General features: G+C 56.2%; 27 protein-coding genes. 12 read left to right on the top strand and 15 right to left on the bottom strand.

The window, feature by feature from the left end:
• Positions 1-192: 192 nt before the first annotated feature.
• The 3 genes from KYK14_RS03780 to KYK14_RS03770 all read left to right on the top strand — a co-directional run bounded on the left by KYK14_RS03780 (position 193) and on the right by KYK14_RS03770 (position 5,912).
• Entirely contained in the window at positions 193-3,156 is a 2,964-nt protein-coding gene (locus tag KYK14_RS03780; RefSeq protein WP_219156971.1) for a M16 family metallopeptidase, read from the top strand.
• A gap of 152 nt (positions 3,157-3,308) precedes the next feature.
• Positions 3,309-4,574 (top strand): NADP-dependent isocitrate dehydrogenase, encoded by a 1,266-nt coding sequence (gene icd / locus KYK14_RS03775; protein WP_219156969.1) that lies wholly within the window; start codon positions 3,309-3,311, stop codon positions 4,572-4,574.
• 57 nt (positions 4,575-4,631) lie between these two features.
• Entirely contained in the window at positions 4,632-5,912 is a 1,281-nt protein-coding gene (locus tag KYK14_RS03770; RefSeq protein WP_219156967.1) for a hypothetical protein, read from the top strand.
• A 58-nt stretch (positions 5,913-5,970) separates the two neighbouring features.
• Here KYK14_RS03770 and KYK14_RS03765 read toward each other — a convergent pair whose 3' ends face one another.
• The gene (locus KYK14_RS03765; RefSeq protein WP_219156965.1) at positions 5,971-7,479 is read right to left on the bottom strand and encodes an ATP-binding cassette domain-containing protein; all 1,509 of its coding nucleotides are present in this window, start codon (positions 7,477-7,479) and stop codon (positions 5,971-5,973) included.
• Positions 7,480-7,598: 119 nt separating this feature from the next.
• On the opposite strand from KYK14_RS03765, the gene KYK14_RS03760 reads away from it, so the two are divergent.
• Entirely contained in the window at positions 7,599-8,156 is a 558-nt protein-coding gene (locus tag KYK14_RS03760; RefSeq protein WP_219156963.1) for a GNAT family N-acetyltransferase, read from the top strand.
• 140 nt (positions 8,157-8,296) lie between these two features.
• On the opposite strand, the gene KYK14_RS03755 is transcribed toward KYK14_RS03760, so the two are convergent.
• The 7 genes from KYK14_RS03755 to KYK14_RS03725 all read right to left on the bottom strand — a co-directional run bounded on the left by KYK14_RS03755 (position 8,297) and on the right by KYK14_RS03725 (position 13,116).
• The gene (locus KYK14_RS03755) at positions 8,297-8,956 is read right to left on the bottom strand and encodes a porin family protein (RefSeq protein ID WP_185282541.1); all 660 of its coding nucleotides are present in this window, start codon (positions 8,954-8,956) and stop codon (positions 8,297-8,299) included.
• 126 nt (positions 8,957-9,082) lie between these two features.
• The gene (locus tag KYK14_RS03750) at positions 9,083-9,589 is read right to left on the bottom strand and encodes a pyridoxamine 5'-phosphate oxidase family protein (protein ID WP_219156961.1); all 507 of its coding nucleotides are present in this window, start codon (positions 9,587-9,589) and stop codon (positions 9,083-9,085) included.
• A gap of 72 nt (positions 9,590-9,661) precedes the next feature.
• Positions 9,662-10,372: a DoxX family membrane protein gene (locus KYK14_RS03745; RefSeq protein ID WP_219156959.1), complete on the bottom strand. Its 711-nt coding sequence runs from the start codon at positions 10,370-10,372 to the stop codon at positions 9,662-9,664.
• Positions 10,373-10,378: 6 nt separating this feature from the next.
• Positions 10,379-11,116: a hypothetical protein gene (locus KYK14_RS03740; protein ID WP_219156957.1), complete on the bottom strand. Its 738-nt coding sequence runs from the start codon at positions 11,114-11,116 to the stop codon at positions 10,379-10,381.
• A gap of 3 nt (positions 11,117-11,119) precedes the next feature.
• Positions 11,120-11,503, bottom strand: a complete 384-nt coding sequence (locus KYK14_RS03735) for a GntR family transcriptional regulator (RefSeq protein ID WP_185282537.1) — start codon at positions 11,501-11,503, stop codon at positions 11,120-11,122.
• A gap of 16 nt (positions 11,504-11,519) precedes the next feature.
• Entirely contained in the window at positions 11,520-12,296 is a 777-nt protein-coding gene (locus KYK14_RS03730) for a hypothetical protein (protein WP_219156955.1), read from the bottom strand.
• A complete protein-coding gene (locus KYK14_RS03725; protein WP_246601663.1) occupies positions 12,280-13,116 on the bottom strand; it encodes an ABC transporter ATP-binding protein in 837 nt (278 codons plus the stop codon). The genes KYK14_RS03730 and KYK14_RS03725 overlap by 17 nt, the downstream gene beginning before the upstream one ends.
• A 404-nt stretch (positions 13,117-13,520) precedes the next feature.
• On the opposite strand from KYK14_RS03725, the gene KYK14_RS22535 reads away from it, so the two are divergent.
• A complete protein-coding gene (locus KYK14_RS22535) occupies positions 13,521-13,616 on the top strand; it encodes a CHRD domain-containing protein (RefSeq protein WP_185284179.1) in 96 nt (31 codons plus the stop codon).
• 71 nt (positions 13,617-13,687) lie between these two features.
• Here the strand turns inward: KYK14_RS22535 and msrB are convergent, their stop codons facing one another.
• Positions 13,688-14,254, bottom strand: a complete 567-nt coding sequence (msrB, locus tag KYK14_RS03715; protein WP_219156951.1) for a peptide-methionine (R)-S-oxide reductase MsrB — start codon at positions 14,252-14,254, stop codon at positions 13,688-13,690.
• A 180-nt stretch (positions 14,255-14,434) separates the two neighbouring features.
• Between msrB and KYK14_RS03710 the strand changes: the two genes are divergently transcribed.
• Positions 14,435-14,734 carry a DUF202 domain-containing protein gene (locus KYK14_RS03710; protein WP_208307879.1) on the top strand — a complete coding sequence of 100 codons (300 nt, stop codon included), beginning with the start codon at positions 14,435-14,437 and terminating at the stop codon, positions 14,732-14,734.
• Here KYK14_RS03710 and KYK14_RS03705 read toward each other — a convergent pair.
• Entirely contained in the window at positions 14,731-15,249 is a 519-nt protein-coding gene (locus KYK14_RS03705) for a DinB family protein (RefSeq protein WP_219157043.1), read from the bottom strand. The genes KYK14_RS03710 and KYK14_RS03705 overlap by 4 nt on opposite strands.
• A gap of 365 nt (positions 15,250-15,614) precedes the next feature.
• Here KYK14_RS03705 and KYK14_RS03700 point away from each other — a divergent pair, with 365 nt between their 5' ends.
• Positions 15,615-17,159 carry an aldehyde dehydrogenase family protein gene (locus KYK14_RS03700; RefSeq protein ID WP_219156949.1) on the top strand — a complete coding sequence of 515 codons (1,545 nt, stop codon included), beginning with the start codon at positions 15,615-15,617 and terminating at the stop codon, positions 17,157-17,159.
• A gap of 201 nt (positions 17,160-17,360) precedes the next feature.
• Here KYK14_RS03700 and KYK14_RS03695 read toward each other — a convergent pair whose 3' ends face one another.
• A complete protein-coding gene (locus KYK14_RS03695; protein WP_219156947.1) occupies positions 17,361-18,596 on the bottom strand; it encodes an aspartyl protease family protein in 1,236 nt (411 codons plus the stop codon).
• A 219-nt stretch (positions 18,597-18,815) separates the two neighbouring features.
• Between KYK14_RS03695 and KYK14_RS03690 the strand changes: the two genes are divergently transcribed.
• The 4 genes from KYK14_RS03690 to KYK14_RS03675 all read left to right on the top strand — a co-directional run bounded on the left by KYK14_RS03690 (position 18,816) and on the right by KYK14_RS03675 (position 21,900).
• Positions 18,816-20,054: a pyridoxal phosphate-dependent aminotransferase gene (locus KYK14_RS03690; RefSeq protein ID WP_208307876.1), complete on the top strand. Its 1,239-nt coding sequence runs from the start codon at positions 18,816-18,818 to the stop codon at positions 20,052-20,054.
• A 37-nt stretch (positions 20,055-20,091) separates the two neighbouring features.
• On the top strand, positions 20,092-20,739 hold the full coding sequence (locus tag KYK14_RS03685) for a cytochrome b/b6 domain-containing protein (RefSeq protein WP_219156945.1): 648 nt from the start codon (positions 20,092-20,094) through the stop codon (positions 20,737-20,739).
• A 55-nt stretch (positions 20,740-20,794) separates the two neighbouring features.
• Positions 20,795-21,418 (top strand): hypothetical protein, encoded by a 624-nt coding sequence (locus KYK14_RS03680; RefSeq protein WP_219156943.1) that lies wholly within the window; start codon positions 20,795-20,797, stop codon positions 21,416-21,418.
• Between the two features lie 224 nt (positions 21,419-21,642).
• Positions 21,643-21,900: a hypothetical protein gene (locus tag KYK14_RS03675; RefSeq protein WP_219156941.1), complete on the top strand. Its 258-nt coding sequence runs from the start codon at positions 21,643-21,645 to the stop codon at positions 21,898-21,900.
• 83 nt (positions 21,901-21,983) lie between these two features.
• Here KYK14_RS03675 and KYK14_RS03670 read toward each other — a convergent pair whose 3' ends face one another.
• The 3 genes from KYK14_RS03670 to KYK14_RS03660 all read right to left on the bottom strand — a co-directional run bounded on the left by KYK14_RS03670 (position 21,984) and on the right by KYK14_RS03660 (position 24,384).
• Positions 21,984-23,027 carry an NAD(P)-dependent alcohol dehydrogenase gene (locus tag KYK14_RS03670; RefSeq protein ID WP_208307872.1) on the bottom strand — a complete coding sequence of 348 codons (1,044 nt, stop codon included), beginning with the start codon at positions 23,025-23,027 and terminating at the stop codon, positions 21,984-21,986.
• An 87-nt stretch (positions 23,028-23,114) separates the two neighbouring features.
• A complete protein-coding gene (locus KYK14_RS03665; RefSeq protein WP_219156939.1) occupies positions 23,115-23,831 on the bottom strand; it encodes a DUF1990 domain-containing protein in 717 nt (238 codons plus the stop codon).
• Entirely contained in the window at positions 23,824-24,384 is a 561-nt protein-coding gene (locus KYK14_RS03660; protein WP_219156937.1) for a DUF1990 family protein, read from the bottom strand. Before KYK14_RS03660 ends, KYK14_RS03665 begins: the two co-directional genes overlap by 8 nt.
• Positions 24,385-24,494: 110 nt before the next feature.
• On the opposite strand from KYK14_RS03660, the gene nfi reads away from it, so the two are divergent.
• Positions 24,495-25,175, top strand: coding sequence for a deoxyribonuclease V (gene nfi / locus KYK14_RS03655; RefSeq protein WP_219156936.1), 681 nt, complete (start codon positions 24,495-24,497; stop codon positions 25,173-25,175).
• Positions 25,176-25,316: 141 nt separating this feature from the next.
• Here nfi and KYK14_RS03650 read toward each other — a convergent pair whose 3' ends face one another.
• Entirely contained in the window at positions 25,317-26,222 is a 906-nt protein-coding gene (locus tag KYK14_RS03650; RefSeq protein WP_219156935.1) for a glutamate--tRNA ligase family protein, read from the bottom strand.
• Between the last annotated feature and the right edge of the window lie 37 nt (positions 26,223-26,259).

The following is a 26,259-nucleotide window of genomic DNA, read 5'->3' as shown; positions in this document are numbered from 1 at the left end:
GCTCAGGATAACAAACGGAGAAGGTACATCCACAAAATCCGACTAATCCGGTAAATCCGAGCGAATCCGTGGTCCTATACACAAAATTTCGCACTTCGCGGGTGCGACGGGGTATTTCGGGGACGGTCGGGCTTTTTATTCCAAAAGAGGCCCCCTATCTTTGATTTCTTAAGTCCTCCGCACCGCCTTCCTGTGAAAAAACCCCTTCTACTAGTACTTCCGGCCCTGGCTACCCTGGGTTTCACCCAATGCCAGTCCAGCAAACCGGCCGCTACTGCTCCCGCCACCGAAGCCCCCGCTACCGCCGCGAAGCAGAAAGAGTACAAGTACGAAACGGTGGAAGGCGACCCGCTGAAAGCCCGTATCTACACGCTGGATAACGGCCTGACGGTCTACCTCTCTGACTACGACGACGCGCCGCGCATCCAGACGTACCTGGCTGTGCGCGCCGGCTCCAAAAATGACCCGCACAACGCTACCGGTCTGGCACACTACCTAGAGCACATGGTGTTCAAGGGCACTTCCAAACTGGGCACGCAAAACTGGCAGGCTGAGAAGCCGGAGCTGGATAAAATTGAAGGACTATACGAGCAGTACCGCGCCACCCGCGACGCGGCGCAGCGCAAGAAGCTCTACCACCAGATCGACTCCGTATCGAGCGTAGCAGCCAAGTTGGCTGTGGCGAATGAGTACGATAAGGTGATGGGCGCCATTGGCTCGAAAGGCTCCAATGCCTACACCTCGGTGGAGCAGACGGTGTATCAGGAGGATATTCCGAGCAACCAGATCGAGAAGTGGGCCGCCATCCAGAGCGAGCGACTGAAGGAGATGGTGCCGCGTCTGTTTCACACGGAGCTGGAAGCCGTGTACGAGGAGAAAAACCGCACCCTCGACAACGACTTTTCCAAGGAATACCAGGCGCTGAACGCTGGTCTCTACCAGAAGCACGAATACGGTACCCAGACGACCATCGGCACGATTGAGCACCTGCAAAATCCGTCGATTACGGAGATTAAGAAGTATTTCGGGCAATACTACGTGCCCAACAACTTGGCCTTAGCCCTGAGCGGCGACTTGGACTACGACCAGACCATCCGCCTGATTGACCAGTACTTCGGGCAGCTGGAGCGCAAGCCGGTGCCACAGTTTGAAGCGGCCAAGGAAGCGCCCATCACGACCCCGCTGGTGAAGGAAGTGGTAGGGCCATCGGCCGAGAACGTGATGCTGGGCTTCCGCTTTCCCGGTACTACCACCGACGACGCGCTGGTGCTACGCATGATCGACAAGATCCTGACCAACGGTCAGGCCGGCCTCATCGACCTCGACCTGAATCAGCAGCAGAAAGTATTGCAGGCGGCATCGTTCACGGATTTGAACGATGATTATTCCTCGCACATCATGTACGCTACCCCGCGCCAGGGCCAAACCCTGGACCAGGTGAAGGCGCTGCTGCTAGGCGAGCTGGACAAGGTAAAGAAGGGCGACTTCCCGGAGTGGCTGATTCCGGCCATCATCAACAACGAGGAGCTGCAACGCACCAAGAGCTACGAGGACAACGAAGCCCGCGCGGGTGCTTTTGTAGCGGCGTTCATTGCCCGCCAAGACTGGAAAGACTACCTCAAGCAGTTCGACGACTTCGCCAAGATCAAGAAGGAAGATGTGGTGCGCGTGGCTAATCAGTACTACCAGAACAATTACGTGGTGGTATACAAGCGCACCGGCCAGGACAAAACCACCGAGAAGGTAGTGAAGCCGGCCATTACGCCGGTGCCCGTGAACCGCGATGCCGCTTCCGACTTCTACAAGCAGGTGACAGCTATGCAGTCGCCGGAATTGCAGCCGGTGTTTGTAGATTACAAGAAGGATATTCAGGAAGTTAAGTTGAGTTCGGGCGTGCCGGTGTTCTACACCCGCAACGCTGAGAATAACCTGTTCAATCTCTACTACGTGCTCGATATGGGCACCAATGCTGACCCACGCCTGGGCCTAGCCACCGACTACCTCCAGTACCTGGGCACTGATAAGTACACGGCCGCGCAATTGCAGCAGGAGTTCTACAAACTAGGCTGTTCGTTCTCGGTGAGCAGCGGGCAGGACCGTACGTTCGTGAGTCTCTCCGGCCTCGACAGCAACATGGAGCTCGCTTTGCAGCTATTCGAAAGCCTATTGCGCGCCCCCAAGGCCGACGCGGAGGCCCTCAAAAACATGGTGGCCGGTACCTTGAAAGCCCGCCAGGATGCCAAGCTAAACAAGAACGTGATTCTGCAACAGGCCATGGTGAACTACGCCAAGTATGGCCCCAAGAATCCATTCACGACCCAACTCAGCGAGAAGGAGCTAAAGGCGCTCAAGCCGCAGGACCTCATCAGCCGCATTCAGCAGCTCACGGGCTACCAGCACCGGGTATTGTACTACGGTCCCCAGCCTACCGATAAGGTAGTGGCTGTGTTGAACGCTGACCACAAAACGCCCCCTACCCTCAAGCCCGTACCGGCCGACAAGGACTTTGCCGAGCAGCCCATGAACCAGCGCCAGGTATACTGGGTGGACTACAACATGGTGCAGGCCGAAATTCTGTTCCTAACCAAGGGCGACGCCTACGATAAAGCGCTGGTGCCCACGGTGAGCCTGTACAACGAGTATTTCGGTGGGTCGATGGGGAGCATTGTGTTCCAGGAGCTGCGCGAGAGCAAGGCGCTGGCTTACTCGGCCTCGTCGCGCTACGCGAGTGCCGATAAGCTGGGTCGCTCCAACTACATCACCTCCTACATCGGCACGCAGAGCGACAAGCTGCCCGAGGCTATGGCTGGCATGGCGGGTTTGCTGAACGATATGCCCGCGGCGGAAGCGAACCTAACGATTGCCAAGAACGCCATTCGCAACAGCATCGCCACGGAGCGCATCACGAAGTCGAATATCCTGATGAGCTACGAGCGCGCCAAACGCCTCGGTCTCGATTATGATGTGCGCCGCGACGTGTATGAGAAAACGTACAACATGAGTTTTGACGACTTGAAGAAGTTTCAGGAGGCTAAAGTCAAAGGCCAGAACCAAACCATTCTCGTTATCGGCTCCAAAGACCGTTTGAATTTCAAGGAGCTTGCTAAATACGGCAAGGTTCAACAACTTACCCTGAAAGAGATTTTTGGGTATTAACCCTGTCATCCTGAGTGGAGCGAAGCGATATAACGTGTATCGTGCAGCAACCGCGCTACCGTGAGAAGGTCCTTCGCTCCACTCAGGATGACAGTCATTTTACCAATCGTAACACTTTATAGACCGTCACCTAACAACTGACACTTTTCACAATGGCAGAACAAAAAATTACCATCCAGAACGGCAAATTGAATGTGCCGGACCAGCCCATCATCCCATTCATTGAGGGCGACGGTACGGGTCCCGATATCTGGGCGGCATCCGTAAAAGTATTCGACGCAGCAGTGGAGAAAGCCTATGGCGGCTCCAAGAAACTGGTGTGGAAAGAGGTTCTGGCCGGTGAGAAAGCATTCAAGCAAGTAAACAACTGGCTGCCCAACGAAACGCTGGACGCTTTCCGCGAGTACCTGGTAGGCATTAAAGGCCCCCTGACTACCCCCGTAGGCGGTGGCATTCGCTCGCTGAACGTGGCCTTACGCCAGGAACTGGACCTGTACGCTTGCGTGCGTCCCGTACGCTGGTTTGAGGGTGTGCCCTCGCCCGTGAAGCAGCCCAACCTGACCGACATGGTGATTTTCCGCGAAAACACGGAAGACATCTACGCCGGTATCGAGTACATGAACGGCACGCCCCAGGCTCAGAAAATGCTGGAATTCCTGCAAGACGAGATGGGCGTGAAGAAAATCCGCTTCCCCGAGTCGTCTTCGTTCGGCATCAAGCCAGTATCGAAAGAGGGCACGGAGCGTTTAGTGCGCGCGGCCATCGAGTACGCCATCACGCACAAGAAGCCGTCGGTGACCATCGTGCACAAGGGCAACATCATGAAGTTCACCGAGGGTGCCTTCAAAACCTGGGGGTATGAGTTGGCCGAGCGCGAGTTTGGCGACAAAGTATACACCTGGGCACAGTACGACAAAGTATTGGCCAAGCAGGGCCAGGAAGTAGCCGACGCGCAGCAGAAAGCTGCTCTGGAAAGCGGTAAGATTCTGATTAAAGACAGCATCGCCGATGCGTTCTTGCAGCAGATTCTGCTCCGCCCCGCCGAGTACTCGGTAGTGGCTACCCTGAACCTGAACGGCGACTATATCTCCGATGCACTGGCTGCCATCGTGGGCGGTATCGGTATTGCACCGGGTGCCAACATCAACTACATGACCGGCAACGCTATCTTCGAGGCTACCCACGGCACCGCGCCCAAGTACGCCAACCTCGACAAGGTGAACCCCGGCTCGGTTATCCTCTCGGGTGCCATGATGCTGGAGTACATGGGCTGGCAAGAAGCCGCCGACTTGATCTACAGCGGTCTGGAAGCTGCCATCGCCTCCAAGCGCGTTACCTACGACTTCGAGCGTCTCATGGACGGTGCTACCCTGCTGAAATGCAGCGAGTTCGGTGATGAGATTATCAACCGGATGTAATTACCACTCTTACAAAAAGGCCAGCATAATAGCTGGCCTTTTTTAATTATAATTATTATGAAGCCTGAAAGAATTCATCAGATAACCGAAGTTTTTGGGATATCTAGAGATATACCTCTTAATTATGTTGAAAGAGATACAGTAGATAACACTTTCGTTCACAACCTTAAGCGCGGGAAGCACATAGTAATATTTGGAAGCTCTAAGCAGGGCAAAACTTCTCTAAGAAAGAAACAGCTCAAAGAAAAAGAATATATATTAATACAGTGTTCTAATAGAAATGATATAAGAGAAATAAATTCTAATATTTTAAAAAGAGCTGGTTATGAAATTACTGTAGCAAACAAAACATCTGTATCTGGAAAGGCTAAAGTAGTAGCTACATTCAAAGCCTTATTTGGAATGTTTGACGCAGGAGCTGAAATAGAAGGAACTAAGGCTTCAGAGAAAACAACAGCACCTATAGAACTTGATATAGAAGACGTTAATGATGTAATAGAAGCTTTAAAGATTATAAATTTTAATAAGTATATAATATTAGAAGATTTTCATTATCTCAAGACCGAAGTGCAAAGAGATTTTGCTGTAATGTTGAAGGCTTACCATGAAATATCAAAACTTATATTCGTTATTGTTGGCGTTTGGCTTGAGGAGAATAGGCTTATTGTGTACAATGGTGATCTAACAGGAAGGGTAGTTACTGTTAATGCAGACAAATGGTCAGATGAAGAATTGAGACAAGTAATATCTGAAGGAAGCGCTTTGCTAAATATTAAATTTAATGATGATTTTATAAACAAATTAATTATTAATGCATTTGAGAGTATATACATAGTACAAGAAGCATGTTACCAAGCATGTATAAAGGAAAAAGTTGAAGAAACTCAAGAGCATTTTATAGAAATTGGTAACCAAGGAGACATTGAGAGCATTATAAAAAGCATAGTTAATCAACAGTCCGGCAGATACAATTCATTTATAACGCATTTTGCTGATGGCTTTCAGACAACTGAATTAGAGATGTATAAATGGCTATTATATCCTATCTTAAAATGTGAAACTAGTGAATTAGAAAACGGAATTAGATTTTCTAAAATTCGTGAAACTATCGCAATAAAGCATCCAAAAGAAATGGAACTTAATCCTGGAAATATCACTCAGGCGCTAAAAAATTGTTCAGGTTTACAAGTAAAAAAGAATATAACTCCTATTGTATTAGATTACGATCAAACTAATTTAAGATTAAATGTTGTTGACCGAGGTTTTATAATATGGTTAAGATACCAAGACAAAAAAGAATTGTTAGAACTAGCTGGATTGCCAGACATAATTGATTAGTAAATGGCCATTTTCACATTCTCCTGAATGTATCAAGTGAGTTCAGATTACATCTGAATTAGTTCTCCACCCGCCTACCCTGCTCCAGCCGCAGCACCTGCGTCACGCTTTGCGGGATTTCGTGGGGGTAGTGGCTCACGTAGATGAGCGTGACATTGCTGACCTGGCAGATGCGGTCGAGCACGTGGCGGAAGTGCTGTTGCTGTTGGGCGTCGAGGCCCTGGCAGGGCTCGTCGAAGAGGTAGAGGGGTGGGTTGCGCACCAGGGCGCGGGCCAGCAGGCACAGGCGCTGCACGCTGGTAGCCACCTGACGGAAGGGTGTAGCGGCGTGCCCCTCCAGGCCCAGTAGGCGCAGCCAGCGGCGGGCAATGGCGGCCTTATCGGGCTGGCTGGGGCGGAGCAGGCCCAGCGTTTCGTAGAAGCCCGACTCGATGATGTGCAGGCAGCTTTGCCGGGCCGGGAAATACTGGAACAGCTCCGGCGACACAAAGCCAATCTTCTTTTTGATGTCCCAGATACTCTCGCCGCTGCCGCGGCGCCGGTCGAAGAGGGTGATGCGCTGGCGATAGGCCTGGGGGTTGTCGCCGTTGAGTAGGCTGAGCAGGGTGCTTTTACCGGCGCCGTTGGGGCCGGTCAGCGCCCACCGCTCGCCGGGCTTCACTTCCCAGTTGATGTGGTCGAGCACGACCTTGTCGCCATAGCGGATGGTCACGTCTTCGAGGCGTACGATAGTTTGAAACTGTGGGGGCGGCGTGAGGGCTAGCAGGGCGCGCAGCTCTGCTTCATCCAGGGTAGGCAAGCCGGTTGCGGCAAGCTGATCGGGGTGGAAATCGGCCTTTGGCTGTGTTGCCGCTACCCTACCCGCTTGCAGCACCGCCACGTGCGTGATGCCAGCAGGCACTTCGTGCGGACTAGTCGCCATTACCACCGTGATGCCCGAGGCCATGATTGCCGTCAGCAGCTCATCGAAGGCCGCACGACTTTGTACATCAAGGCCGGTGAGGGGCATGTCCACCAGCAGCAGCGCCGGGTTGCGCAGTAGGGCCGCGGCCAGTAGCAGGCGGCGGGTTTCGCCGTTGGAGAGCTTGATGAGGCGCTGGGTTTGCAGCTGGTTCAGGCGTAGGAGGGTTACTACCCGTTCGTAAGTCCAGTGAGGTGCGGCGGTGGCCAGCGGTACGGCTCGCAGGTAGTCTTCTACGGTGGGCACGCTGTCGGTATCGGTGGCGTTGAAGCGCTGCTGGTAGTAGATTTCGGTGGTGTTGGCCAGCGTGCGGAAGCTGGGGCGGGCAGGCACGAAGCTCACCAGGCGGCGCCAGGTGAACAGCGGGTCGTGGGTTGCGGCGGCACGCTCCTGCGCCAATGCATCGAGCCGGGGGTAGGTGGCCCGGCCGCCGGTGATGGTCAGGTGGCCGGCCAGGGTAGCAAGCAGGGCACTTTTGCCGGAACCGCTTTCGCCTACCAGTGCCCAGTGCTGACCGGGTTCTAGCCGAAAGTTCAGATCAGCGAACAGAACGCGGTTGAGATGACGAACGGTGACGTTTTCGAGCGAGAGCAGAGGTTCGGGCATCGGAAGGAAAGTAGGCGCACAGCTGATTTGAAACGGCAGCTTACGCACACCAGCCCAGACTTCCCAATGCACCCGCCATAATTTCGGCGTCTACCTGCCGCCTTACGTACCTTGCCGCCATGAACTCCTACCCTACCCTGGTCACCGAACGGCTGCTACTGCGCCAGCCGCTAGCGCATGATATTCCAACCATTGTGCAACTGGCCAACGAGCCGACTGTAGCCAACATGACGCTGAATATTCCGCATCCTTATGGGGAAGACGACGCCATTTACTGGTTGAACGCGGCCAATCAGGGTTTTGCCAGCGGCCAACACCACGTATTTGCCATCGAGTTACGCGAGACAGGGCAGTTTGTCGGCGGCATTGGCCTCACCGTGGAGCAGCGTTTCAACCGGGCCGAAGCAGGTTATTGGGTAGGCAAGCCGTTCTGGAACCATGGTATAGCTACGGAAGCGCTACGGGCCGTGCTAGCCTTCGGCTTCGAGACACTGGAACTACACAAGATTTTCGCCACACACCTGGTTGCTAATCTAGCTTCTGGCAAAGTGATGCAACACGCCGGCATGCTGTGGGAAGCCGAACTGCACCAGCACGTGCGCAAAAATGGGCAGTATTTCGATTTGATGCAGTATCAGCTCACGCGCCCGACCTACCTGGCCCGTGTTGCGGGGTAGGCTGGTTGCCGCGCTGCTCGAAGTTAGATGATGTAGAGAAGCATACTTGCGTTTCCTCGTTGAACGGCACCACCTGATTACATCCAAGATAAATACCATCAGCAACGATGAGACGCGAGTACGCGTCTCTACACCGTTTCTTAAAACTCATACCCTGCCGTTAGCTGCACTCCTTCGTACTTAAATTCCTCCAAGTTGGAGCGCTGGCCCAGCCCTACGTGGTTGAAGCCGCGTAAGTAGCGAGCTGTTAGGCTTAGATGGTCTGTTAGCTGCACAGCTACACCAGCAGTACTCAGGATGCTGCGCTCCTCCGTGTCGTGGGTGGTGTTGGTGGTGGCACCGGCCACAGTTTGCTCCGCCCGAATCAGCAGGTCGAACTGGGGGCCGGCCAGCACCCATAGACGCGGCAGCACTTGGTAGCGTATCGTGAGGGGTAGGGAGAGGTAGGCGAAGCTATACTGACTATCAGTATTCTTGTTCGCGCCGCGCATTTGGGCAAATAGGTAATCCTGCTCCAGCGCCCACTTTTGTCCCAGTGGCACGCGCATGGTCAGGCCGGCTACCGCCCCTACCCGGTAGCTGGCCTCCACCGGCACGGCGGGCCGGGGGTAGCCCCGGTTGAAGTTCATGTTGATCAGGTTGGCCCCTGCTTTCACCCCAAATAGCACCGGCCGCTTTTCCCCGTCAGCGGGCGCTTGTTCTCTATCGTGGGTAGGAAGTGTGGGAATAGCCATAGCCGGCCGAGCCATCAGCAGGGTAGGCAGGCTAAGTAGCCCGGCAAAAAGCAGCGTGGAGTTCATGCGCAGTAGCAGCTTGGGAGCCGCTTCAATTGAAGCACCAGCTGTAGGGGGTAAAGATATATGCCCAACGCTATTCTTCGCGAATAACGTTGGGCATAGTGTGGTTACCTCTTTGTAAAGAGCCGTTTAGCTCGGTTCGTCGCCGAATTTCTCGTTGCGGCCGCTGGTGTCGGGTTGACCGGTGAGGGCACCTTTTGCCATCTGGAACAAGCTGTTGACCTTGCCGCCGGGCTTGTCCCAGTATTCGGCTTGGTGGAAATCAATCTTGAGCAGGGTAATATTCGGGTCGTCTTTGCCTTTTGGGAACCAAGCTTTCAGGCCGTCGTTCCACAGGGCATCGATTTTGGCCTTGTCCTTTTTCACCTCGGCGGTGCCGGCCAGGCTCACGTAGGTTTCGGCCGTTTCGTTGGAGTAGTTGATGCCTACGCGGTTGTTGGACCTGATTTCTTCTACTTTGCGCGAATCTTCGTAGGTGAAAAACCACAGCGTGCCGTCGTCGTCGAGGCCGTGCGTGTACATGGGCCGGCTATGGAAGTCGCCGTCGGCCTCCAGCGTGGTGAGGGTGGCGTAACGAATGTCTTTGATTTTATCCTTGAGCGTATCCAGCTCTTGGGGTCGGATGGCAGCTGACATATCAGAATAGTGATTGGTGGAAGGTTTAGAGTAAAACGACCACCACCGCCGTGGGTTAGGTTACTCGCGGGATTAAACAACATTCTGTACATCAGGCACAACACACCTGCCCGCGGTAGCGCCTGCCTTTCGATTGCGCCACAGCCAGCCACTGGCGCCCAGCACCACTAGCAGCCCTGCCCCCATCGTGCCCAGCATCAGCCTGAAAGAAACCGGGTACAACAGGCTGCCGCCCACCATGACGGCCACGCCCAGCCACCACAGCACCTCCGTGCTTGCTGGCCCGGTCTGAAGCGGCGCCTGATGCAGCGCGGCCGGATTGGCGGGTGGGTAGAGCAGGAATTTCAAGCGGGGGTAGTCGTGCAGCAGCAGGCCCAGCGTGAGCACCAGAAACCCCGCAACTAAGTAGGGCGTGCCTGTCCAGTGCTGCGACCAAGTGAGGAAGATGATGTTTAGCCACATGGGCACCAGCATCACCGCGCCCAACAAGGCAAAACGACCCGTAAGCAGCAGCACGCCAATCAGGAGCTGCGCCACGCCAATGAACTGCGCGAAGATTTCCAGGCTGTGCTCGGCCAGAAAGGCGTGGTTCATGGGCGGCCCCATCAGGCCCGGAATATGGTTATCGGAAAGCTTGTAGAGGCCGCCGCCCAGCATGAACGCGCCCAACAGCAAGCGCGCACCCACCACGTAAAGCCGCCGCAACCAGCCCCCTACCCCCAACGCCACTGCTGTAGCCGCAAGGGGTAGGAGAATACAGAGAGCGTAGAAAAAAGCAACCACGATAGCCTAGTGACCCGCCAGGGCTTGCAGCGCCGCACCGGGAAGCGTAGCGCGGACGCTATCGGCGAACTGGTAGCGCAGGTCGGAAATCGTGGGTGCATCCAACGTGAAAGCGCTTTTATGCTGGAAATCCAGCCGAGCCGCGCCGATGGTATTGGTTTTGGCGACGCGCACGGCGGCGGTGCTACCCGGTGTAGTACCGGCTACCACCCGCAACTGCTTCAACTGGTTCTGGGCCAGTTCTACCGAGGCATTCTGGTCGGCCGCTACCAATAGGCTGTCTTGTTGGAAGCCTTGCACCTGCACATCTGCCGATGGCAAATCTGGATTTGGGGAAGTGGTAGGATAGGGAAACGCCGTGCCAACTGCGGACGAGTTCACAAGCAGCGTAGCGAGGCGCGGGCAGCTTACCACCACCACACGTGGCGTCCAGGGGCTACGCGAATTGCGATGTTTGGCAAGGTCGATGATGCGCAGGCGGCGGCCAGTTTGCACAACTTGTATAGAATCGGCCTTGTTATGTTGCCGCACGGCAAACGGACCAGCTTCAACCTTGACTGTCAAGCGACTACCGGGCGTTAGCTCTACCTCGTCAAAATCGCGAAGCGTCAATGCGCTGTAGTCACGGTAGGGGTTGCGGAATTCGCCGCGGTTGTACTCGGCGCGTAGGGCTACGTTGTAGGTAGCCAACGAGGCTATTAGGATTAAGACTCCAACGAGCAGAAGTTTGGTGCTGGTTTTCATGGCTTAGGAAGGTAGAGTAGCGGTTTGTTCCTGCTGAAACCGGGTGTAGCGCTCCTGCACTTCCTCCAGGCTGATGTCGAGCAGCGACACCGTTTTAAAAAACTCGGGTAGCTCCTGTTGTAGAAACCTCTCTTTGCGCAGGGCTTTCACCTGCTGCGCAGCCTCGGGGGCCACAAAAAAGCCCAGGCCGCGCTTGTTGTAAATCACCTCCTGCTGTTGCAGCAAATCGTAGGTCCGCATCACCGTATTGGGGTTTACTTGTAAGTCGCCGGCCAGCTCGCGCACCGACGGAATCTTCTCATCACCGGCCCACTTGCCCAGCAGAATATGGTCGCTCATGTACCCGGCTATTTGCAGGTAGATAGCTTCGTTGTCTTTAAATTCCATATTAATTTCCTCCTGATTACACTTGCTTTTCACGCAGGCGAGCATAGGCCACCGTCCAGAAAAGCACAGTTAGTACCACGAATACCAGTCCTATCCACTGCATTTGCGTTTCAGGCAGATCCACTCTGTAGAAAGAGTTCATCGTGCGAAAATTCGCTCCTGTAAAGGGTAGGGTCGTAACCAAATCTGCTCCGAACATGGTCTTCAGCACCTGAAAGTTGACCAACGTTAGCACGCCTAGCACACCAAATACCACAAAGCCCGTTTTCACGAATTGGGCTTTTTCAAAGAAAATGGCGCCTACTAGCATTACTGCGTGCAGTACAGCGTATGCGTATAAAATTGTATAGGGCTGATCCTGCGGATCGAAAAGATCCACAGCCTCGTGGTAACTGCTGGGTGTGTTGAATAGCAGTAATACAATGCTGTTGGCTAGGTAGAACACTGGCACATAGACCAGTAAAAACAACACAAATGAGTATATCCAGCCAACCAAATACTTTTCCAGAGTAGAAGCCGGTAAACACAAGGCAGCAATAGCCCGGTTCTTGGAACCGAATTGCTGAAAAATGGTGCTGGTGAAGAATGCGCCCGCTCCCAGAAGAAATAGAGCGAAAAACATAGTTTGTACACCAGTATTCATGGAGCCGCTATTGAGATAGGAGAGACCTCCCATCACCACCAGCATTGCGCCGAATAGCACGGCCGTACCCATCAGATACTCGCGTAGATGCTCGGCGGTGTGCTTGCGAAACAGCCGCCCAAAGCGCTGAAAACTAAACAGGTTGTGCATAGGAAGGCTGTTTTAGGTAAGGAAGAAGGGTAGAGCTACCGCTGGTAGCGGCATTGAATAGCAGTTCCAAGTCTACTCGGCTGTAGGCGCCGGTGGCGTTGGGCACGATGGCCTGACGGCCGCGCACCGAGTCCTCGGCGTAGAGCACGGGCGTGGTGTCGGTGGTGGGTAGGGTAGCAAAGGTGAGCTGGTCGGTAAGCTGGTCGAGGCTGTGGTTGAGGGCAATCTGGCCGTCGTGCAGCACCACTACCGTGTCGATGAGGCTATCCAGGTCGCGCACCTGGTGGGTGGAAATCACCATGCAGCGCTCTTCGGTGAGAGCCGACGCCATAATGCGCCGGAACTGTGCTTTGGACGGAATATCGAGGCCGTTAGTGGGCTCGTCCATCACCAGCAAGCCCGTGTTGGTGGCCAGGGCAAAGGCAATCATGAATTTCTTTTGCTGCCCGAAGGAAAGCTTGCTGAGCACGGCGTGCGCCGGTACTTCAAACTCGTGAAGGTAGCGCGTTAGCTCCTCTTGGCGGAAGCGGGGGTAGAAACCGGCCGTATTAGCCACAAACTGCGCCGCCGTAAGGGCCGGCACGTACAGTTCCTCCGCCAGAAAATACACCTCCTCCAGCATGGAGGGTAGGCGCCGTTGGGCCGATACGCCGTCGATCAGACACTGCCCTGCTTGCGGAAAGGCCAGCCCTACTATGTTCTTGAGCAGCGTGGATTTGCCTGCGCCATTTTTCCCTAGTAGCCCATAGATATGGCCACGAGAAAGGGAAAGCTGCACTTTGTGTAGCAGCGGAGAGTGGCGGCGGTAGCCGAAACTCATATTCTGAATGTCTACCATACCTATTGCCTTAGTGTATTACTTAACTAGTACACTACAAACATATAAATAAGCAGATGATCTATACAATGCTTTGACGATATTTATTTTTGAAGTAGCTGCGCGGCATCCTACCATGCCCTGATTTGCCTCCTCTAGCTCTCGCATTTGCTCGGATGTGCCGAGTGAGTTCTATGTCTAAGGGGCTGCGTCCCGAATCCGCCCGCGCCGTATGTGTAGAGACTGCAAGCACATGCATCACATATACGGGCATCACACCAAGGTCGTGGCACATTCACACGGGCGCACCCGGCTCCACTGGCCCCATTGTCATTTCTTGCACTGATCTTGCTTCTCCCATCACAAACACTGTACCTGTGAAGAGGCCTGCGTAGGGGGAGGAAGATATTGCGCAGACTATTCTGACTGGCAACTCCTATGTGAATCTGCACACCGCCATGTATCCGAACGGTGAAATCAGGGGCAACATCAAACCAGACTAAGCTACGCTGCTTCTGTTAAAGCCAAAAGCCCGCTGTACAGCTTGTACAGCGGGCTTTTGGCTTTAACAATCTTACTTCGATAAGCCGCCGAACGCACCGGGTAGGCCATTTTTATCAGGTTGAAACTCCATCGAAATAGAGTTCATGCAGTAGCGCTTGTGCGAGGGCGGCGGGCCGTCGTTGAAGAGGTGGCCCAGGTGGGCGTCGCAGCGGCCGCAAAGCACTTCGGTGCGTTCCATGCCGTGCGTGTGGTCTTCCTGATAGCGCACGCTTTTGGGGCGTAGCGTCTGGAAAAAGCTGGGCCAGCCGCACTCGCTGGCAAATTTAGCATCGGAGCGAAACAGGGCATTGCCGCAGGCGGCGCAATAGTAGGTGCCCTTACCGGTGGTGTTCCAGTACTGACCGGTGAAGGCCCGCTCGGTGGCTTTGTTGCGGGCTACCTCGTAGAGAGCCGGCGACAGCACTTTCTTCCATTGCGCATCGCTCACGCGCAGATGCGTGGTGTCGGTGCGGGAGTAGTAGGGGTTGGCGGGACGCGTAACGGGCGTAGCCGTTTTTGCCTTGGTAGGCGTGGTCTGGCCGAAGGCAGTCAGGCTACCGGCGCTCAGCAGGACCAGCAGAAAAGAGCGAATAAACATGCAAGCAAGGTAAAAGAGAAAGTCAGCATACGTAGCTGCCTCGCGGATTGGATGCACCTACCCGTACGCAACAGCGCGGCGCGGCATCCTGTTCCACAGGGTAGCAGCCGCAGCCTACCCCCTACGGCGAAGTTAACTCTCAGTCCCCTACCCTCGTTTGTACTAAGTAAACCGCAACGCATGGCAAAATCCGACGAGCCTTCCTACCCTCATCTGGCCCTTTCTCTCAGCGACCGTCTGGCGCTGGAGCGCACCCGCCTGGCCAATGAGCGCACGCTACTGGCCTACTTTCGCACAGGCATGGCGTTGATTATCGGGGGGCTGTCCCTCATGAATTTCTTCCGGGACTATATCTACGTCTGGATTGGGGCGGGCTTTGTGCCGCTGGGAGTGGCCGTGGTGGTAGGCGGCTGGTCGCGCTACCGGTTCAAGCGGCAGCGCATTCATGCCAACATGCTCACGGCCTTGGCACGGACCTAATGTCCCTGCGGATGGGTAGCCCGCACCACCCGCGCCGTCACCGACAATTGCCCCACGTGGCGCATGGTGTGCTCGGCGGCGTGCGTCAGCAGCCCAATTACGGTGGAAGGCAGCCCTGCCCGCCCTACCCCCCGAAACTCGGGGAGGGTAGCTTCAGGGGTGGTGCGCAGTTGGTCCAGGGCGCGGTCTACCTGCCGGGCGAAGGCCGTTACCAGCACATCGGGAGTGAGTGGCAGGTCGGTGTCGTCGTGGCCTTCGGCGGCTAGAACGGCCAGTTGGGTTGAGGTGAGGGCCTCGGCGCGGGCGTAGGTGAAGGTGCGGTCGAGCACGCCGGTGAGGTGTTGCAAATGGAAGCCCACCGAGGCTACCCCCGCCGGCCGCTGCCACAGCAACGACGCCGGAAAATCAGTCAGTAACTCCTCTATTTCCTCGCGGGCTTGCAGCAGCGCGTGGGCTACGGGTTGGAGCAGCGGCGGCACTTCGGGCAAAGGGCCACGCAACCATACTTCCGGCATATCAGGCATTTGGGTAGTAGCTAAAGGATAGAGTGTTCGGCTACTATAAGTAGCCATATGGCATGCTAAGAAAGCACGTGCTATAACCTGCGGCTGGTTTTAATTGTTGGAGCTAGTACCTTGCCATTGGACGAAAAAATCTTTCTTTTTTGCAATCGATGCCGGTAACGTTTTCAGCGAATTACTTGAAAAAAAGCTGTGGGAAGCTGGTTTTTTCTGTGTTCATTTGGTCCCACCGGTTTGCGCTGCAACTGCCAATGAGTATCAACCACTTGGCTCGCAGCGCCCGTGATTCTACGATAGTCCAGCTTTTTTCGATCTGATCTTTCACGCAATTCCGCGCCTCTGTTTCTTTTCTATTCCCTATGCCCCCCATCATTTCGCCCCAGGTTGAATTCAATGCCCTGTTAGCGCAGGTAAAGGAGTACACACCCGAGATTTTCGACCAACAAGGTCAGTTTCTGAACCTGCTGGAAGGCAAATGGCAGGAGCCGGGCAAACCGCGCAGTTTTGTATCGGCCATTGATGGCACGGTGCTAGGCAGCCTACCCATGTTGGAGCGCCCTACGGCCCTGCGGGCGGTGGAGTTTGCCCGCGGCGAGTTTCCGGCCTGGGCGGCTACCAACCTCGATGAGCGCCGCCGCCGCGTGCAGGACTGCCTCGACCAATTGCGTACGCACCTCGAGCTGATTGCCAAGCTTTTAATGTGGGAAATTGGCAAAACCTATAAGCTGGGTTTCACGGACATCGACCGGTGCATCGACGGGGTGCAGTGGTACAACGACAACATTGAGCAGATGCTGGGCCGCCGCAAGCCGCTGGGGCTGGTTAGTAACATTGCTAGCTGGAACTACCCTATGTCGGTGCTGCTACACGCAGTGCTGGTGCAGGTGCTGTGCGGCAACTCAGTTATTGCTAAAACACCCACTGATGGTGGCTTCATCTCCCTGAGCTTCACTTTTGCCATTGCCCGCCGCTGCGGCCTGCCCGTAACGCTGGTGAGTGGCCCCGGCGGCGAGCTGAGCGACGTGCTGGTAAAAGACCATCATATTGACTGCCTGAGCTTTGTGGGCGGACGCTACAACGGCCGCAACATCGCCGACGCCCTCGACGAAAACCAGAAGCGCTACATGCTGGAAATGGAAGGCGTGAACACCTACGGCATTTGGGACTATTCCGATTGGGACACTCTGGCCGGCCAGCTGCGCAAGGGCTACGACTACGGCAAGCAGCGCTGCACGGCCTACGTGCGCTTTGTGGTGGAGCGCCGCCTGTTCCCGCGCTTCCTCGAAACGTATTGGAACGTGATGCAGTCCCTGAAAATTGGTAACCCCACGGTGGTACAAAATGCCAACGACCCGCTGCCCGAGCTGGCTTTTGGGCCGGTTATCAACGCCGGACAGGCCCAGGAACTGGACCGCCTCTACCAGGATGCAATGAAAACCGGTGCCACTCCCCTACTCGAAGGCCATCTACCCGACGAGCTATTCCTCCCTGGCCAGGACCGCTCGGCCTACCGTGCCCCGCGTGCCCTCGTGAACCTGCCCCGCCAAAGCGAGCTGTATTTCAAAGAGCCCTTCGGCCCCATTGATACCATTGTGTTGGTAGACCGCCAGGAAGAGCTGGTAGGCGAAATGAACATCTCCAACGGTGCTCTGGTAGCCGCCATAGCCTCCGATGATGAGCGGCTGGCCCAGCGCACAGCCAAGGAAATCCGCGCGTTCAAGGTGGGTATCAACCAGCTCCGCTCCCGCGGCGACCGGGAAGAGGTGTTTGGCGGCCTGGGCGAATCGTGGCGCGGGGCCTTTGTGGGCGGCAAGCTGCTGGTAGAAGCCGTAACAGAAGGCGCCTCCGACCAGGCCCTGTACGGTAATTTTGACGATGCTATTCTGCTGCCTGACAATCCGTAACAAGTCATTTCAACTGATAAAGCGAAAGCGCGCTGATCGATTGGTCGGCGCGCTTTTGCTTTATCAGTTGAAGAGGTTACCGAAAGGGTGTAGAGACGCATACTTGCGTCTCGTCGTTGAATGATTTCGGCCAAACGGCGCGGACGACGAGACGCAAGTATGCGTCTCTACACGTTCAACAGTGGTGCGCCTTGATGACTTCTACTGCCCCTCAAAGCGCACTACCTTGTTCACATAGTCGATGGTAGTGCGCTGCTGGCGGAGCATGGGGTAGCCCAACAATCCATCCAGCACCACCTGATCTGGCTTTTGATTGAGGTGACTGATGGAAGCAAAAACCGTTGGCTGATTGCGGAACGTTGGCCCGTGCACCAGTTGCAGCTTGCGCAGCTCGCCACTCGTAACAGAACGCGCCTTTTGGTCGGCGCCGGCTAGCTGCACAGTTTCACTTTTGCGCAACTGCGAGGCAAAAGTTGCGGCGAAGCGTGCATCTAGTAGATTCTGCTGGGCACCGCAGTCGAGGGCCAGGCGCAGGGTATGGCCGGCCACAAGCGCCTCTACCACGGGCAGGTGCCCGCGCAGAATGAAGGGTAGGCCCTCGGCCGACGCAGTGGGGGTAGGCTTGCGCAGCGTGACTGTTTGCGCCGCGTAGTCCAGCGTTAGAGCGTATTGCTCCAACAGATTGTAGCCAATAAGCCCTAGCAACTCCGACACGCCGGCTCGGCGAGCCAGATCGGTTAAGTCGAGCGTGGGCACATCACGGTTTTGAAAGGAGATGCCCTGCCAGTTAAAATCGGTTGCATGGTAGTAATCGAAGCTGGACCCGGCTCCGTTCACACCGCGCAGTTGGCGGGCCGCTACCGTGCTCCCGCTGGCAGATGAGCCAAAGCGCGTCTTGTTCAGCAGCAAAGCTGGGGCACCCAAGTCCAGGAAAAAGTCACCACGTTGGCCGTCTACCTCGGCCGTCACAATAAGCAGCCCGTTCTGCACGCGCATGGGCATCACTACCTCCGCTGGCGTTGTCAGGTCCTGCGCGCCAAATCGGGTGTCGATTCTCTTCGCTTCCGCTTTCAGCAGATTTATTTCCAGCAGCTTGTTGGCTGGCGTCACCAGCACATCGTATTCCTTCTCGACCCCATTTTGAGTAAGCGCAACTACGTAGCGAGTGTTGACCCCTTCGGTGGTTTGCCGGATGAGACGCGAGTTTTCAGCCTTCTTAAATCGGGGCAGCATCTGCGCCAGCACCTGCGCGGTATAGGCGGTGGGTAGCCCACTCACCTGCGTTTCGGCCAGCAAGTAGGGCTGTACCACCGCAACAGACTGTGTTTGCATAGCCGCCACCAGCTTGTCGATTGGCTCGACGCCGATTGTCGTCTGCGCCCAAACCAACGGTTGCAGCCCTACTAGCAGAAATAGGCAGAAGAAAAGGGTACGCATACGGATTCTGATTTCAAGGTAAAAAGGCCTTAATGGGGCCAGTGCTCAACGCATAGAGGCAACGGATCTTACTCCCAGTGCCCAATAGTAACTTATAGAACCGCAAGAGAGTGTTGCTTTCTTTGCTGGGCTACTTACCCGTACTTTCTCTGTCCTACTCCGCCCGCAACCTATTACCTTGCATGGAGTTTGTAGGCAAGCCGAAAATTTTAAGTTTGTATGTTGGAAATTTCGCAGCGGGGGCAGCAGATGCCGATGTCGCCTTACCGGAAGCTGACGCCGTATGCCGATGCAGCCCGGCAGCGTGGCACGGAAGTGTATCACCTCAACATTGGGCAACCCGATATCGAAACGCCCCCCGAAATGCTGGCCGCCGTGCGCGAAACCACCATTCGGGTGCTGGAATACAGCCCCAGCGCCGGCAGCGGCAGCTACCGCCAGAAGCTGGCGGCCTACTACCAGCGCAACCACATTCCGGTGCAGCCCGACGATATTCTGGTAACGGCAGGTGGCAGCGAGGCCATCTTCTTTGCCTTCATGAGCTGCCTGAATCCGGGGGATGAAGTTGTGATTCCGGAGCCCTTCTACGGCGCGTATATCTCCTTTGCCATTGCTACGGATGTGCGCATTGTGCCCGTGGTGTCTACCCTGGATGAAGGCTTTGCCCTACCACCCATCGAGGCGTTTGAGCGGGTGATTACGCCCCGTACTAAGGCCATACTGGTGTGCAACCCCAGCAACCCCACCGGCTACGTGTACTCCGAGGCCGAGCTGTTGCAGATGCTGGGCCTGTGCCAGCGTCACAACCTGTTTTTCCTGTCCGATGAGGCCTACCGGGAGTATTGCTACGAGGGCTTTGCTACCAGTGCCCTGCAATTGCCCGGCGCCGACCAGCACGTGGTTATGGTAGATACCATCTCCAAGCGTTACAGCGCCTGCGGGGCGCGGCTGGGTGCATTAGTGACTAAAAACACCGACGTGCAGGCCGCCGCGCTCAAATTTGCCCAGATGCGCGTGAGTGCGCCCGCCCTGGCCCAACTGATGGGCGAGGCCGCCGCCGAGCTACCCGACTCCTACTTCGAGCACACCAAAGCAGAATACCGCGCCCGCCGCGACCTGATGGTGCGCCGCCTGCAAGCCATGCCCGGCGTAACGTGCCCCGTACCCGGCGGCGCCTTCTACGTGATGGCCCGCCTACCCGTAGACGACGCCGGCACGTTTGGGCGCTGGCTGCTGGAGGAGTTCAGCTACCAGGGCCACACCGTCATGGTATCGCCCGCGGCGGGCTTCTACGTCACGCCCGGCCTGGGCCGCGATGAGGTACGCCTGGCCTACGTCCTGAACCTAGAGAAGCTCGACGCTGCCCTCGATTGCTTGGAGCAAGGTCTTGCTGCCTACCCCGGCCGGCTAGCGCAAGGAGACGTGGCTGCAACGCCTGCGCTAGAAACGCGTCCGTAAGTCGCTATTCCTCGACCACTTCCCTACCCCTATTACTATGGCTGCCAGCTCTCCGCCCAAACTGTATTCGTTGGCGTTGCGCCTTTGGCACTGGAGCAATGCGGCGGTTATTTCGGGCTTACTCACTACCATTCTGTTCTTGTTCGTCATTATCAAGACGAAAGAGGTAGGCCCCATTTTTCAGGAGATGCTAGCCAAAGACGGGCTGGAAGTAACGCAGCAACAAGCACGGGCGCTGCGTAAGGTAGTGAGCAACCGCATCTGGGATTGGCACATTACGTTAGGTTTGATTCTGACCGGGCTACTGGTGTTTCGAGTGGTGCTGGAGTGGCTGCAACCCGCTAGCCAGCGTTTCTCTACCCGCCTGCGGAACGCCCGCGCCCACTATCAGCGCAAGGGTGCTGATACCCGCGATGCTCGCCACTCAGTGCTGGTGAAGTGGTCCTACCTCGTGTTCTACCTATTGCTCGTGGTGATGGTAGCCACCGGGCTTGTGCTGGTGTACGCCGATGATGTTGCCTTCCTGCACGCCATTGAGCACACCTGCAAAGAGATACACGAGGTCACGATGTACCTGGTTATTGCCTTTGTGGTGGCGCACGTGGTGGGCGTAGTGTGGGCCGAGGTGACTCGTAACCGCGGCATCGTGTCGGATATGATTAATGGGGGCAACCGGGTAGAGTAGCCGCAACAGTAGAGATTGAGTAGCTTACAGCATCTAGTTAATAGACTGATGCTCTATGCTTTATCAACCTTCCGCTTTTGGCCTATTTTTTCTGTTTAGGCTTGATCTCGCCGCGCTAGCGCTCCTGTATTTCCTGATTCGGTCGCCGTTCCGCTGGGAGCGGGTGTTGCTATATGGCGCCGCCGTGTTGCTAGTGCTCTTCTCCTCATTCCTGAAGCTGTTATTTTCCGAGCTTGCTACTGGTGCTTCAACTCCCGGCGATTTGCAGATCGAAAACAGGCTAAGCAGTTCGTTTCAGACTTTCTATTATCTGAGTGAAGACAAAGATGGCCAGCTACAAGCCGACTGGAAGGAATACATGCTAGGCCGCCGCAAGACCCGCATGCTGGAGATGGAAGGATTCCGTGGCCTGCTCATTGCCAAGAAAATAAACGGCCAGTGGCAGTACCAGCGCGTGTTGCCAAGCCATCTAACGGCTGTACTCGACCCCGCGCATTTCCGACCAGATACCTCCGGCCGCGTAGCACGCGCGGTTTGGATGCACTTCGGTGTCGAACTCAGCACCTACTTATCGGAGCTGCTGACGCTGGTTGTGTTCTCCCTGCTGGTTTATCGCCTACCTACTGCCTTCCGCAAGCGAACAACGAGGCCGTCAAAACGCCTACTGGCAGCATGGTAAATCACCTTGCTATAACCCAGTCTGAAGCAGCCAGTAGCGTTTCTATAATCCTGAGGTAGCAGGGCTATAAGACAGTCAATCTTTCTCAGCCGTATTCTTTGGCCTACCTCAGTAAAGAGGTAGCACTTTCGATATTCACCGAAACTATCATCCGAATACAGAATCGCATAAGGGTCGTGGTACGCTTATTGTCTAAGGCAGAGCGTCTTAATTTTCCCTGCTCCATGCTCGCTCCCGAAATTCATTTCCGCGCTGCTCTCCATGAGGAGCGTTTTGCCCTAGCCGCCGTTCTGCTCTCTCAAGCAGTAGAGGCGCGTGCTTCCCAGCCATTCTCGTTGGTGCAGCTAATGCACTTGCAGCGAGCCTGCCAACTGCTGCTCGCGCACCGCGACGGGCATACAGCCGACAGCCTGTTACAGGCGGCAGAGGAATACATGTACTCCCTGGCTCTCATCCCCAAAATGAACGCGGAGCTGGCATAGCGTTAGCCGCTACCCTATGAAAAACGCCAGCCTCTCACGAAGCTGGCGTTTCTGTTGTTGGCGGTGTAGCGCGCTATGCGCCCTTATAGCGTCTGCAAGTCAATCACGAAGCGGTAGTGTACGTCGCCTTTGATCATGCGCTCGTAGGCTTCGTTGATGTCTTTCATCGGAATCATTTCGATGTCGGACATGATGTTGTGCTCGGCGCAGAAGTCCAGCATTTCCTGGGTTTCCTGAATGCCACCGATCAGCGAGCCGGCAATGCGACGACGCTTGGCAATCAGGTTGAACGCGTGAATTTCGGGTGCTTCGGGTGGCACGCCCAGTAGTACCATCGTGCCATCGAGGCGCAGGGCAGCCAGGTAGGGCGTCAGGTCGATTTTGGCCGATACCGTGTTGATGATCAGGTCGAAGTAGTTGCCGGCGCCTTTCATGGCTTCCGCATCTTTCGACACGATGAACTTATGAGCACCCAGCTCACGGGCATCTTTTTCCTTTTCAGGCGAGGTGCTGAATACGGTTACTTCGGCACCCATAGCGGCGGCTAGTTTCACGGCCATGTGGCCCAGGCCGCCCAGCCCTACTACGCCTACCCGGTCGCCGGCTTTCACTTTCCACTGGCGCAAAGGCGAGTAGGTAGTGATGCCAGCGCACAACAGCGGCGCTACGCGGGCCAGGTCCAGCTTTTCAGATACATGCAGCACAAACTCCTCGCGCACCACAATGTGGCTGGCGTAGCCGCCGTAGGTGGGCGCGCCGGTTTCCCGCTCGCGGCCGTTGTAGGTGCCCGTGAAGCCTTCTTCACAGTATTGCTCTACGCCTTCGTCGCAGCTAGAGCAGTGCTGGCACGAATCGACCATACAGCCTACGCCGGCCAAGTCACCTTGCTTGAATTGTTTTACGTGGCTACCTACTTCCAGTACACGACCCACAATTTCGTGGCCAGGTACCATCGGGAAGATGGAGCCGCCCCATTCGTCGCGGGCCTGGTGCACGTCGGAGTGGCACACGCCACAGAACAGGATTTCAATAAGTACATCGTGGGCGCCTACCTCGCGGCGCTCGAAGGAGAAAGGCGCAAGCGGGGCGTTAACCGCTTCGGCGGCGTATGCTTTGGTTTGGTTCATGAGAGGGAAATAAGAACGGATAATCTGTCCTACTCAACCCGGACCCACACCCCAAGGTTTAATTTTGGGCTGTTATATTTTCCAAAATCAATCTTTCCTGTCGCTCCGGTTCTTTTCATCTTGTTGCGAGGCAGCTATTTGGCTGGCAGTAGGCCACGGCTCGTTTCCATTCACTAAATCATCTACTTGCTTCCGCATCCGCTTCAACGACTCCTGAGCAAACCGCCGCTGCAACATGCGCCCAAACAACCGAAAGCCAATCCAGTAAAATGGATTGCGGATGCTGCCCAGTTGCGAGTAGGCATGAACGTGGAAGACAACCTGGCCCGTCGTCAGGTTTTTGTGGACGGTAAACTCAATCTCGCCGCGTTCAAAATGTCCTTCCAGCGTACGGTAGTTGTAGCCCCACACCTGCTCTTGCTGGCCGTCGTCGGTGGTGCGCTGCTCGTTCGTGACGCCGCCGATGCGCACACCAAACCAAAACGTGAAGAACAGAAACTGCGCCCGCAGCACCATAATGCGATGGTCAAGCTCCGAATCGGGCGGAAAGATGCCGGTGATGAGGTCGGGGGGCGGAAACGAGTAGCGACGCAGCACTACCTGGGCAGCTTGCCAGCTACCGTGCTCTTCGGGCGGACCCGGCTGCTCGGCCAGCAGTTCGGTCTGATAATCGTCAATGCGCCAGCCGCTTTCTGCAGTATATTCATTGCTGCGCTCGGGGTCGAAGTTGTACTTCGCGTCTTGGTAAGCGGCAAGCCGCGCCTGCTGTTGCTCCCATAAAGGCGGAGTGGTTGTGTTAGCCATGAGCAGAGACAACGGCACCATTCTCAAATGTATCTATCTGTACCTCAGACAGAGTAGCGCCGCCACTAGCCTCAGCCACCCGCTCGCAGAAGATGCGCCAGGTTTGCTCCTGCACCCGTTTGCCGGCACCCAGCTTATCGTACATGAAGGCTACCAAGCCGTCGCGGCTGCGAGCCCAGGAGTGGATTTCGAAGCGAATAGCGTCGGCGCGGTCGGGGTGTGGCAGCAAGCTAAAGCGGATGCGGCCAGCCTCGGGGTGCCCATCGAGCGTAATAAATTCGAAGGCGGTCGGACTGATGTCCGTCACGCGTACCTCGCCATTCCACGGCCCCAGAATCTTGATTTTGAACTCGTCGCCTGCGGCCAGGCCGTGCTGCGCACCAGCCGTTTTCTCGAAATCAGCCAGCAAATCGGGCGAGAAGTGCGCTACATCGCATTGAATTTGCTGCATCAGCTCAGCAGCCGTGTGGCGTGGGCGGATGATGTCGAGACGGTAGCGCCGCTCTAGAAAAGGGCCGGAGCCTGTATCAGCGGGTTGTTCAGATTTAGCCATAGCAGTAAAGGAGAAAGGCTTATTCTAACGCAGGGCGCGGGCAGGGGTTGGCCGCAGAGTAACCCTACTCCCAATTCGCAGTACATCTAACTCTACCCTTCCGCTGCCTTATGTACCGTCCCTACCACCCCCCTGCCGACCCGCTCGTTGTGCGCGACCTGACCCAGCAGCAAAATGACCTGCGCCAGCGCGTGCAGCTGATGCCCCTACCCGCCGCGCCGCGCCTCATTGCCGGCTGCGATTCGTCCTTCCCTACCCCCGATACCATCTTGTCGGTGTTTGTAGTGCTCACGTTTCCGGAGTTGCAACTGGTGGAGAAAATCTACCACCACGACGCCGTGACGCTCCCCTACGTGCCGGGTTTCCTAGCCTTCCGCGAAGCGCCTAACCTGCTGCGCGTGTATAAAAAGCTACAACACAAACCCGACGTGATTATGGTAGACGGCCACGGCATCGCGCACCCGCGCCGCATGGGCATTGCCACCCAACTGGGTGTGCTGCTCGACGTGCCTACCTTCGGCGTAGCCAAGCAGAAGCTAACGGGCAACTACGAGGAGCCCGCGTTGGAGAAGGGTAGCATCAAGCCCCTCACTGACAAAAATGGCGAGCTAATTGGCGAAGTGCTGCGCTCCAAGGACAAGATCAAGCCTTTGTTTGTGAGCCCCGGCCACCGCTGCGACCAAGCCACCGCCATGCAGCTCACGCTGGCCTGCTTGCGCGGCTACAAGCTCCCCGAGCCTACCCGCCTGGCCGATTATTGGGCCGAGCAGTTCAAGAAGGAGATAAGGTAGCATACTAAATTGCCTACCTTCCAAAACCCCACCTATCATCCTGAGTGGAGCGAAGGACCTGCTCACGTGTGAACGATAATTGTTCGGTAGTAATGCTTACGTGAGCAGGTCCTTCGCTCCGCTCAGGATGACAGGCGGGGTTTAGCTGTTTACTGAAACTGCCGCCTGCAACGCTGCCAACGACTCGCCTGCCGCTTCTGGCAGCCCCAGCAGCCGTGCCACCACTGCATACACTACCCGCGGGCTGCCCGCTTCGGCCATAATCCCGCGCTGGGCAGACGCTTGCGTTGATTTCGACAGCTTCTCACCGTCGGCGCCGGGCAGCAGGGCATGATGCGCGAATTGTACGCGGAGAAACGCAGCAGTGTTTTCAGCGTACCCTACCAGCCACAGTTGCGCGGCCGTGCTAGGCAGTAGGTCCAGCCCGCGCACGATGAGGGTAGTACCCAGGCGCACATCGTCTACCACCGAGGCAATTTGATATGCGGCCACGCCGTCTTTCTTGCGTACCACAAAGTCGCCCATGTCGGCAGCCAGTGACACCGCTGTTTGCTGCTGCCATTGGTCCTGAAACTTGATGGCGAGGCCGTTGGGCACGTGGGCGCGCCAGGCGGTTTCGGGCGTATCCAGGGGTAGGCGTTGCGCCTGGCAGGCTGTGTCGGGGTGGTGGCCGCCGGCGCGTTGGATGTCGGTACGGGAGCAGCGGCAGGCGTAGAGTAGATTAGGCACTTGGCGCAGCTCATCCAGCAACTGTTGATACTCCGCTAGGTGATGCAGCTGCGAATAATTCGCCTCGAAATCCTCGGGGCCGCTGGGGCCTTGGTCGTAGTCGAGGCCGAGCCACTCGATGGTCTGGAAGATGTTGTCGAGGTAGGCGGGGCGCAGGCGTTGGCGGTCCAGGTCGTCGATGCGCAGGTGCAGCGTGCCGCCAGCGCGGCGCGTGAGCAGCCACGTCAGCACAAAATTGACGGCATTGCCCAGGTGCAGGTAGCCGCTGGGGGTAGGCGCTAGGCGAGAGATAATGGGAGGGGTAGTAGGTGAACTCATAAATACTCTATGTCATCCTGAACGCAGCGGAGCGGAG

Source organism: Hymenobacter profundi (assembly GCF_019334315.1).
GTDB lineage: Bacteria > Bacteroidota > Bacteroidia > Cytophagales > Hymenobacteraceae > Hymenobacter > Hymenobacter profundi.
The sequence above is the reverse complement of the archived record's forward strand: the minus strand, read 5'-3'. Positions and strand labels throughout refer to the sequence as shown.

Excerpts from the sequence above, each read along its gene's own strand:
- icd (WP_219156969.1), top strand. The coding sequence starts at position 3,309 with ATGGCAGAACAAAAAATTACCATCCAGAACGGCAAATTGAATGTGCCG.
- KYK14_RS03770 (WP_219156967.1), top strand. The coding sequence starts at position 4,632 with ATGAAGCCTGAAAGAATTCATCAGATAACCGAAGTTTTTGGGATATCT.
- KYK14_RS03765 (WP_219156965.1), bottom strand. The coding sequence starts at position 7,479 with ATGCCCGAACCTCTGCTCTCGCTCGAAAACGTCACCGTTCGTCATCTC.
- KYK14_RS03760 (WP_219156963.1), top strand. The coding sequence starts at position 7,599 with ATGAACTCCTACCCTACCCTGGTCACCGAACGGCTGCTACTGCGCCAG.
- KYK14_RS03755 (WP_185282541.1), bottom strand. The coding sequence starts at position 8,956 with ATGAACTCCACGCTGCTTTTTGCCGGGCTACTTAGCCTGCCTACCCTG.
- KYK14_RS03750 (WP_219156961.1), bottom strand. The coding sequence starts at position 9,589 with ATGTCAGCTGCCATCCGACCCCAAGAGCTGGATACGCTCAAGGATAAA.
- KYK14_RS03740 (WP_219156957.1), bottom strand. The coding sequence starts at position 11,116 with ATGAAAACCAGCACCAAACTTCTGCTCGTTGGAGTCTTAATCCTAATA.
- KYK14_RS03735 (WP_185282537.1), bottom strand. The coding sequence starts at position 11,503 with ATGGAATTTAAAGACAACGAAGCTATCTACCTGCAAATAGCCGGGTAC.
- KYK14_RS03730 (WP_219156955.1), bottom strand. The coding sequence starts at position 12,296 with ATGCACAACCTGTTTAGTTTTCAGCGCTTTGGGCGGCTGTTTCGCAAG.
- KYK14_RS03725 (WP_246601663.1), bottom strand. The coding sequence starts at position 13,116 with ATGAGTTTCGGCTACCGCCGCCACTCTCCGCTGCTACACAAAGTGCAG.
- msrB (WP_219156951.1), bottom strand. The coding sequence starts at position 14,254 with ATGTTTATTCGCTCTTTTCTGCTGGTCCTGCTGAGCGCCGGTAGCCTG.
- KYK14_RS03710 (WP_208307879.1), top strand. The coding sequence starts at position 14,435 with ATGGCAAAATCCGACGAGCCTTCCTACCCTCATCTGGCCCTTTCTCTC.
- KYK14_RS03705 (WP_219157043.1), bottom strand. The coding sequence starts at position 15,249 with ATGCCGGAAGTATGGTTGCGTGGCCCTTTGCCCGAAGTGCCGCCGCTG.
- KYK14_RS03700 (WP_219156949.1), top strand. The coding sequence starts at position 15,615 with ATGCCCCCCATCATTTCGCCCCAGGTTGAATTCAATGCCCTGTTAGCG.
- KYK14_RS03695 (WP_219156947.1), bottom strand. The coding sequence starts at position 18,596 with ATGCGTACCCTTTTCTTCTGCCTATTTCTGCTAGTAGGGCTGCAACCG.
- KYK14_RS03690 (WP_208307876.1), top strand. The coding sequence starts at position 18,816 with ATGTTGGAAATTTCGCAGCGGGGGCAGCAGATGCCGATGTCGCCTTAC.
- KYK14_RS03685 (WP_219156945.1), top strand. The coding sequence starts at position 20,092 with ATGGCTGCCAGCTCTCCGCCCAAACTGTATTCGTTGGCGTTGCGCCTT.
- KYK14_RS03680 (WP_219156943.1), top strand. The coding sequence starts at position 20,795 with ATGCTTTATCAACCTTCCGCTTTTGGCCTATTTTTTCTGTTTAGGCTT.
- KYK14_RS03675 (WP_219156941.1), top strand. The coding sequence starts at position 21,643 with ATGCTCGCTCCCGAAATTCATTTCCGCGCTGCTCTCCATGAGGAGCGT.
- KYK14_RS03670 (WP_208307872.1), bottom strand. The coding sequence starts at position 23,027 with ATGAACCAAACCAAAGCATACGCCGCCGAAGCGGTTAACGCCCCGCTT.
- KYK14_RS03665 (WP_219156939.1), bottom strand. The coding sequence starts at position 23,831 with ATGGCTAACACAACCACTCCGCCTTTATGGGAGCAACAGCAGGCGCGG.
- KYK14_RS03660 (WP_219156937.1), bottom strand. The coding sequence starts at position 24,384 with ATGGCTAAATCTGAACAACCCGCTGATACAGGCTCCGGCCCTTTTCTA.
- nfi (WP_219156936.1), top strand. The coding sequence starts at position 24,495 with ATGTACCGTCCCTACCACCCCCCTGCCGACCCGCTCGTTGTGCGCGAC.
- KYK14_RS03650 (WP_219156935.1), bottom strand. The coding sequence starts at position 26,222 with ATGAGTTCACCTACTACCCCTCCCATTATCTCTCGCCTAGCGCCTACC.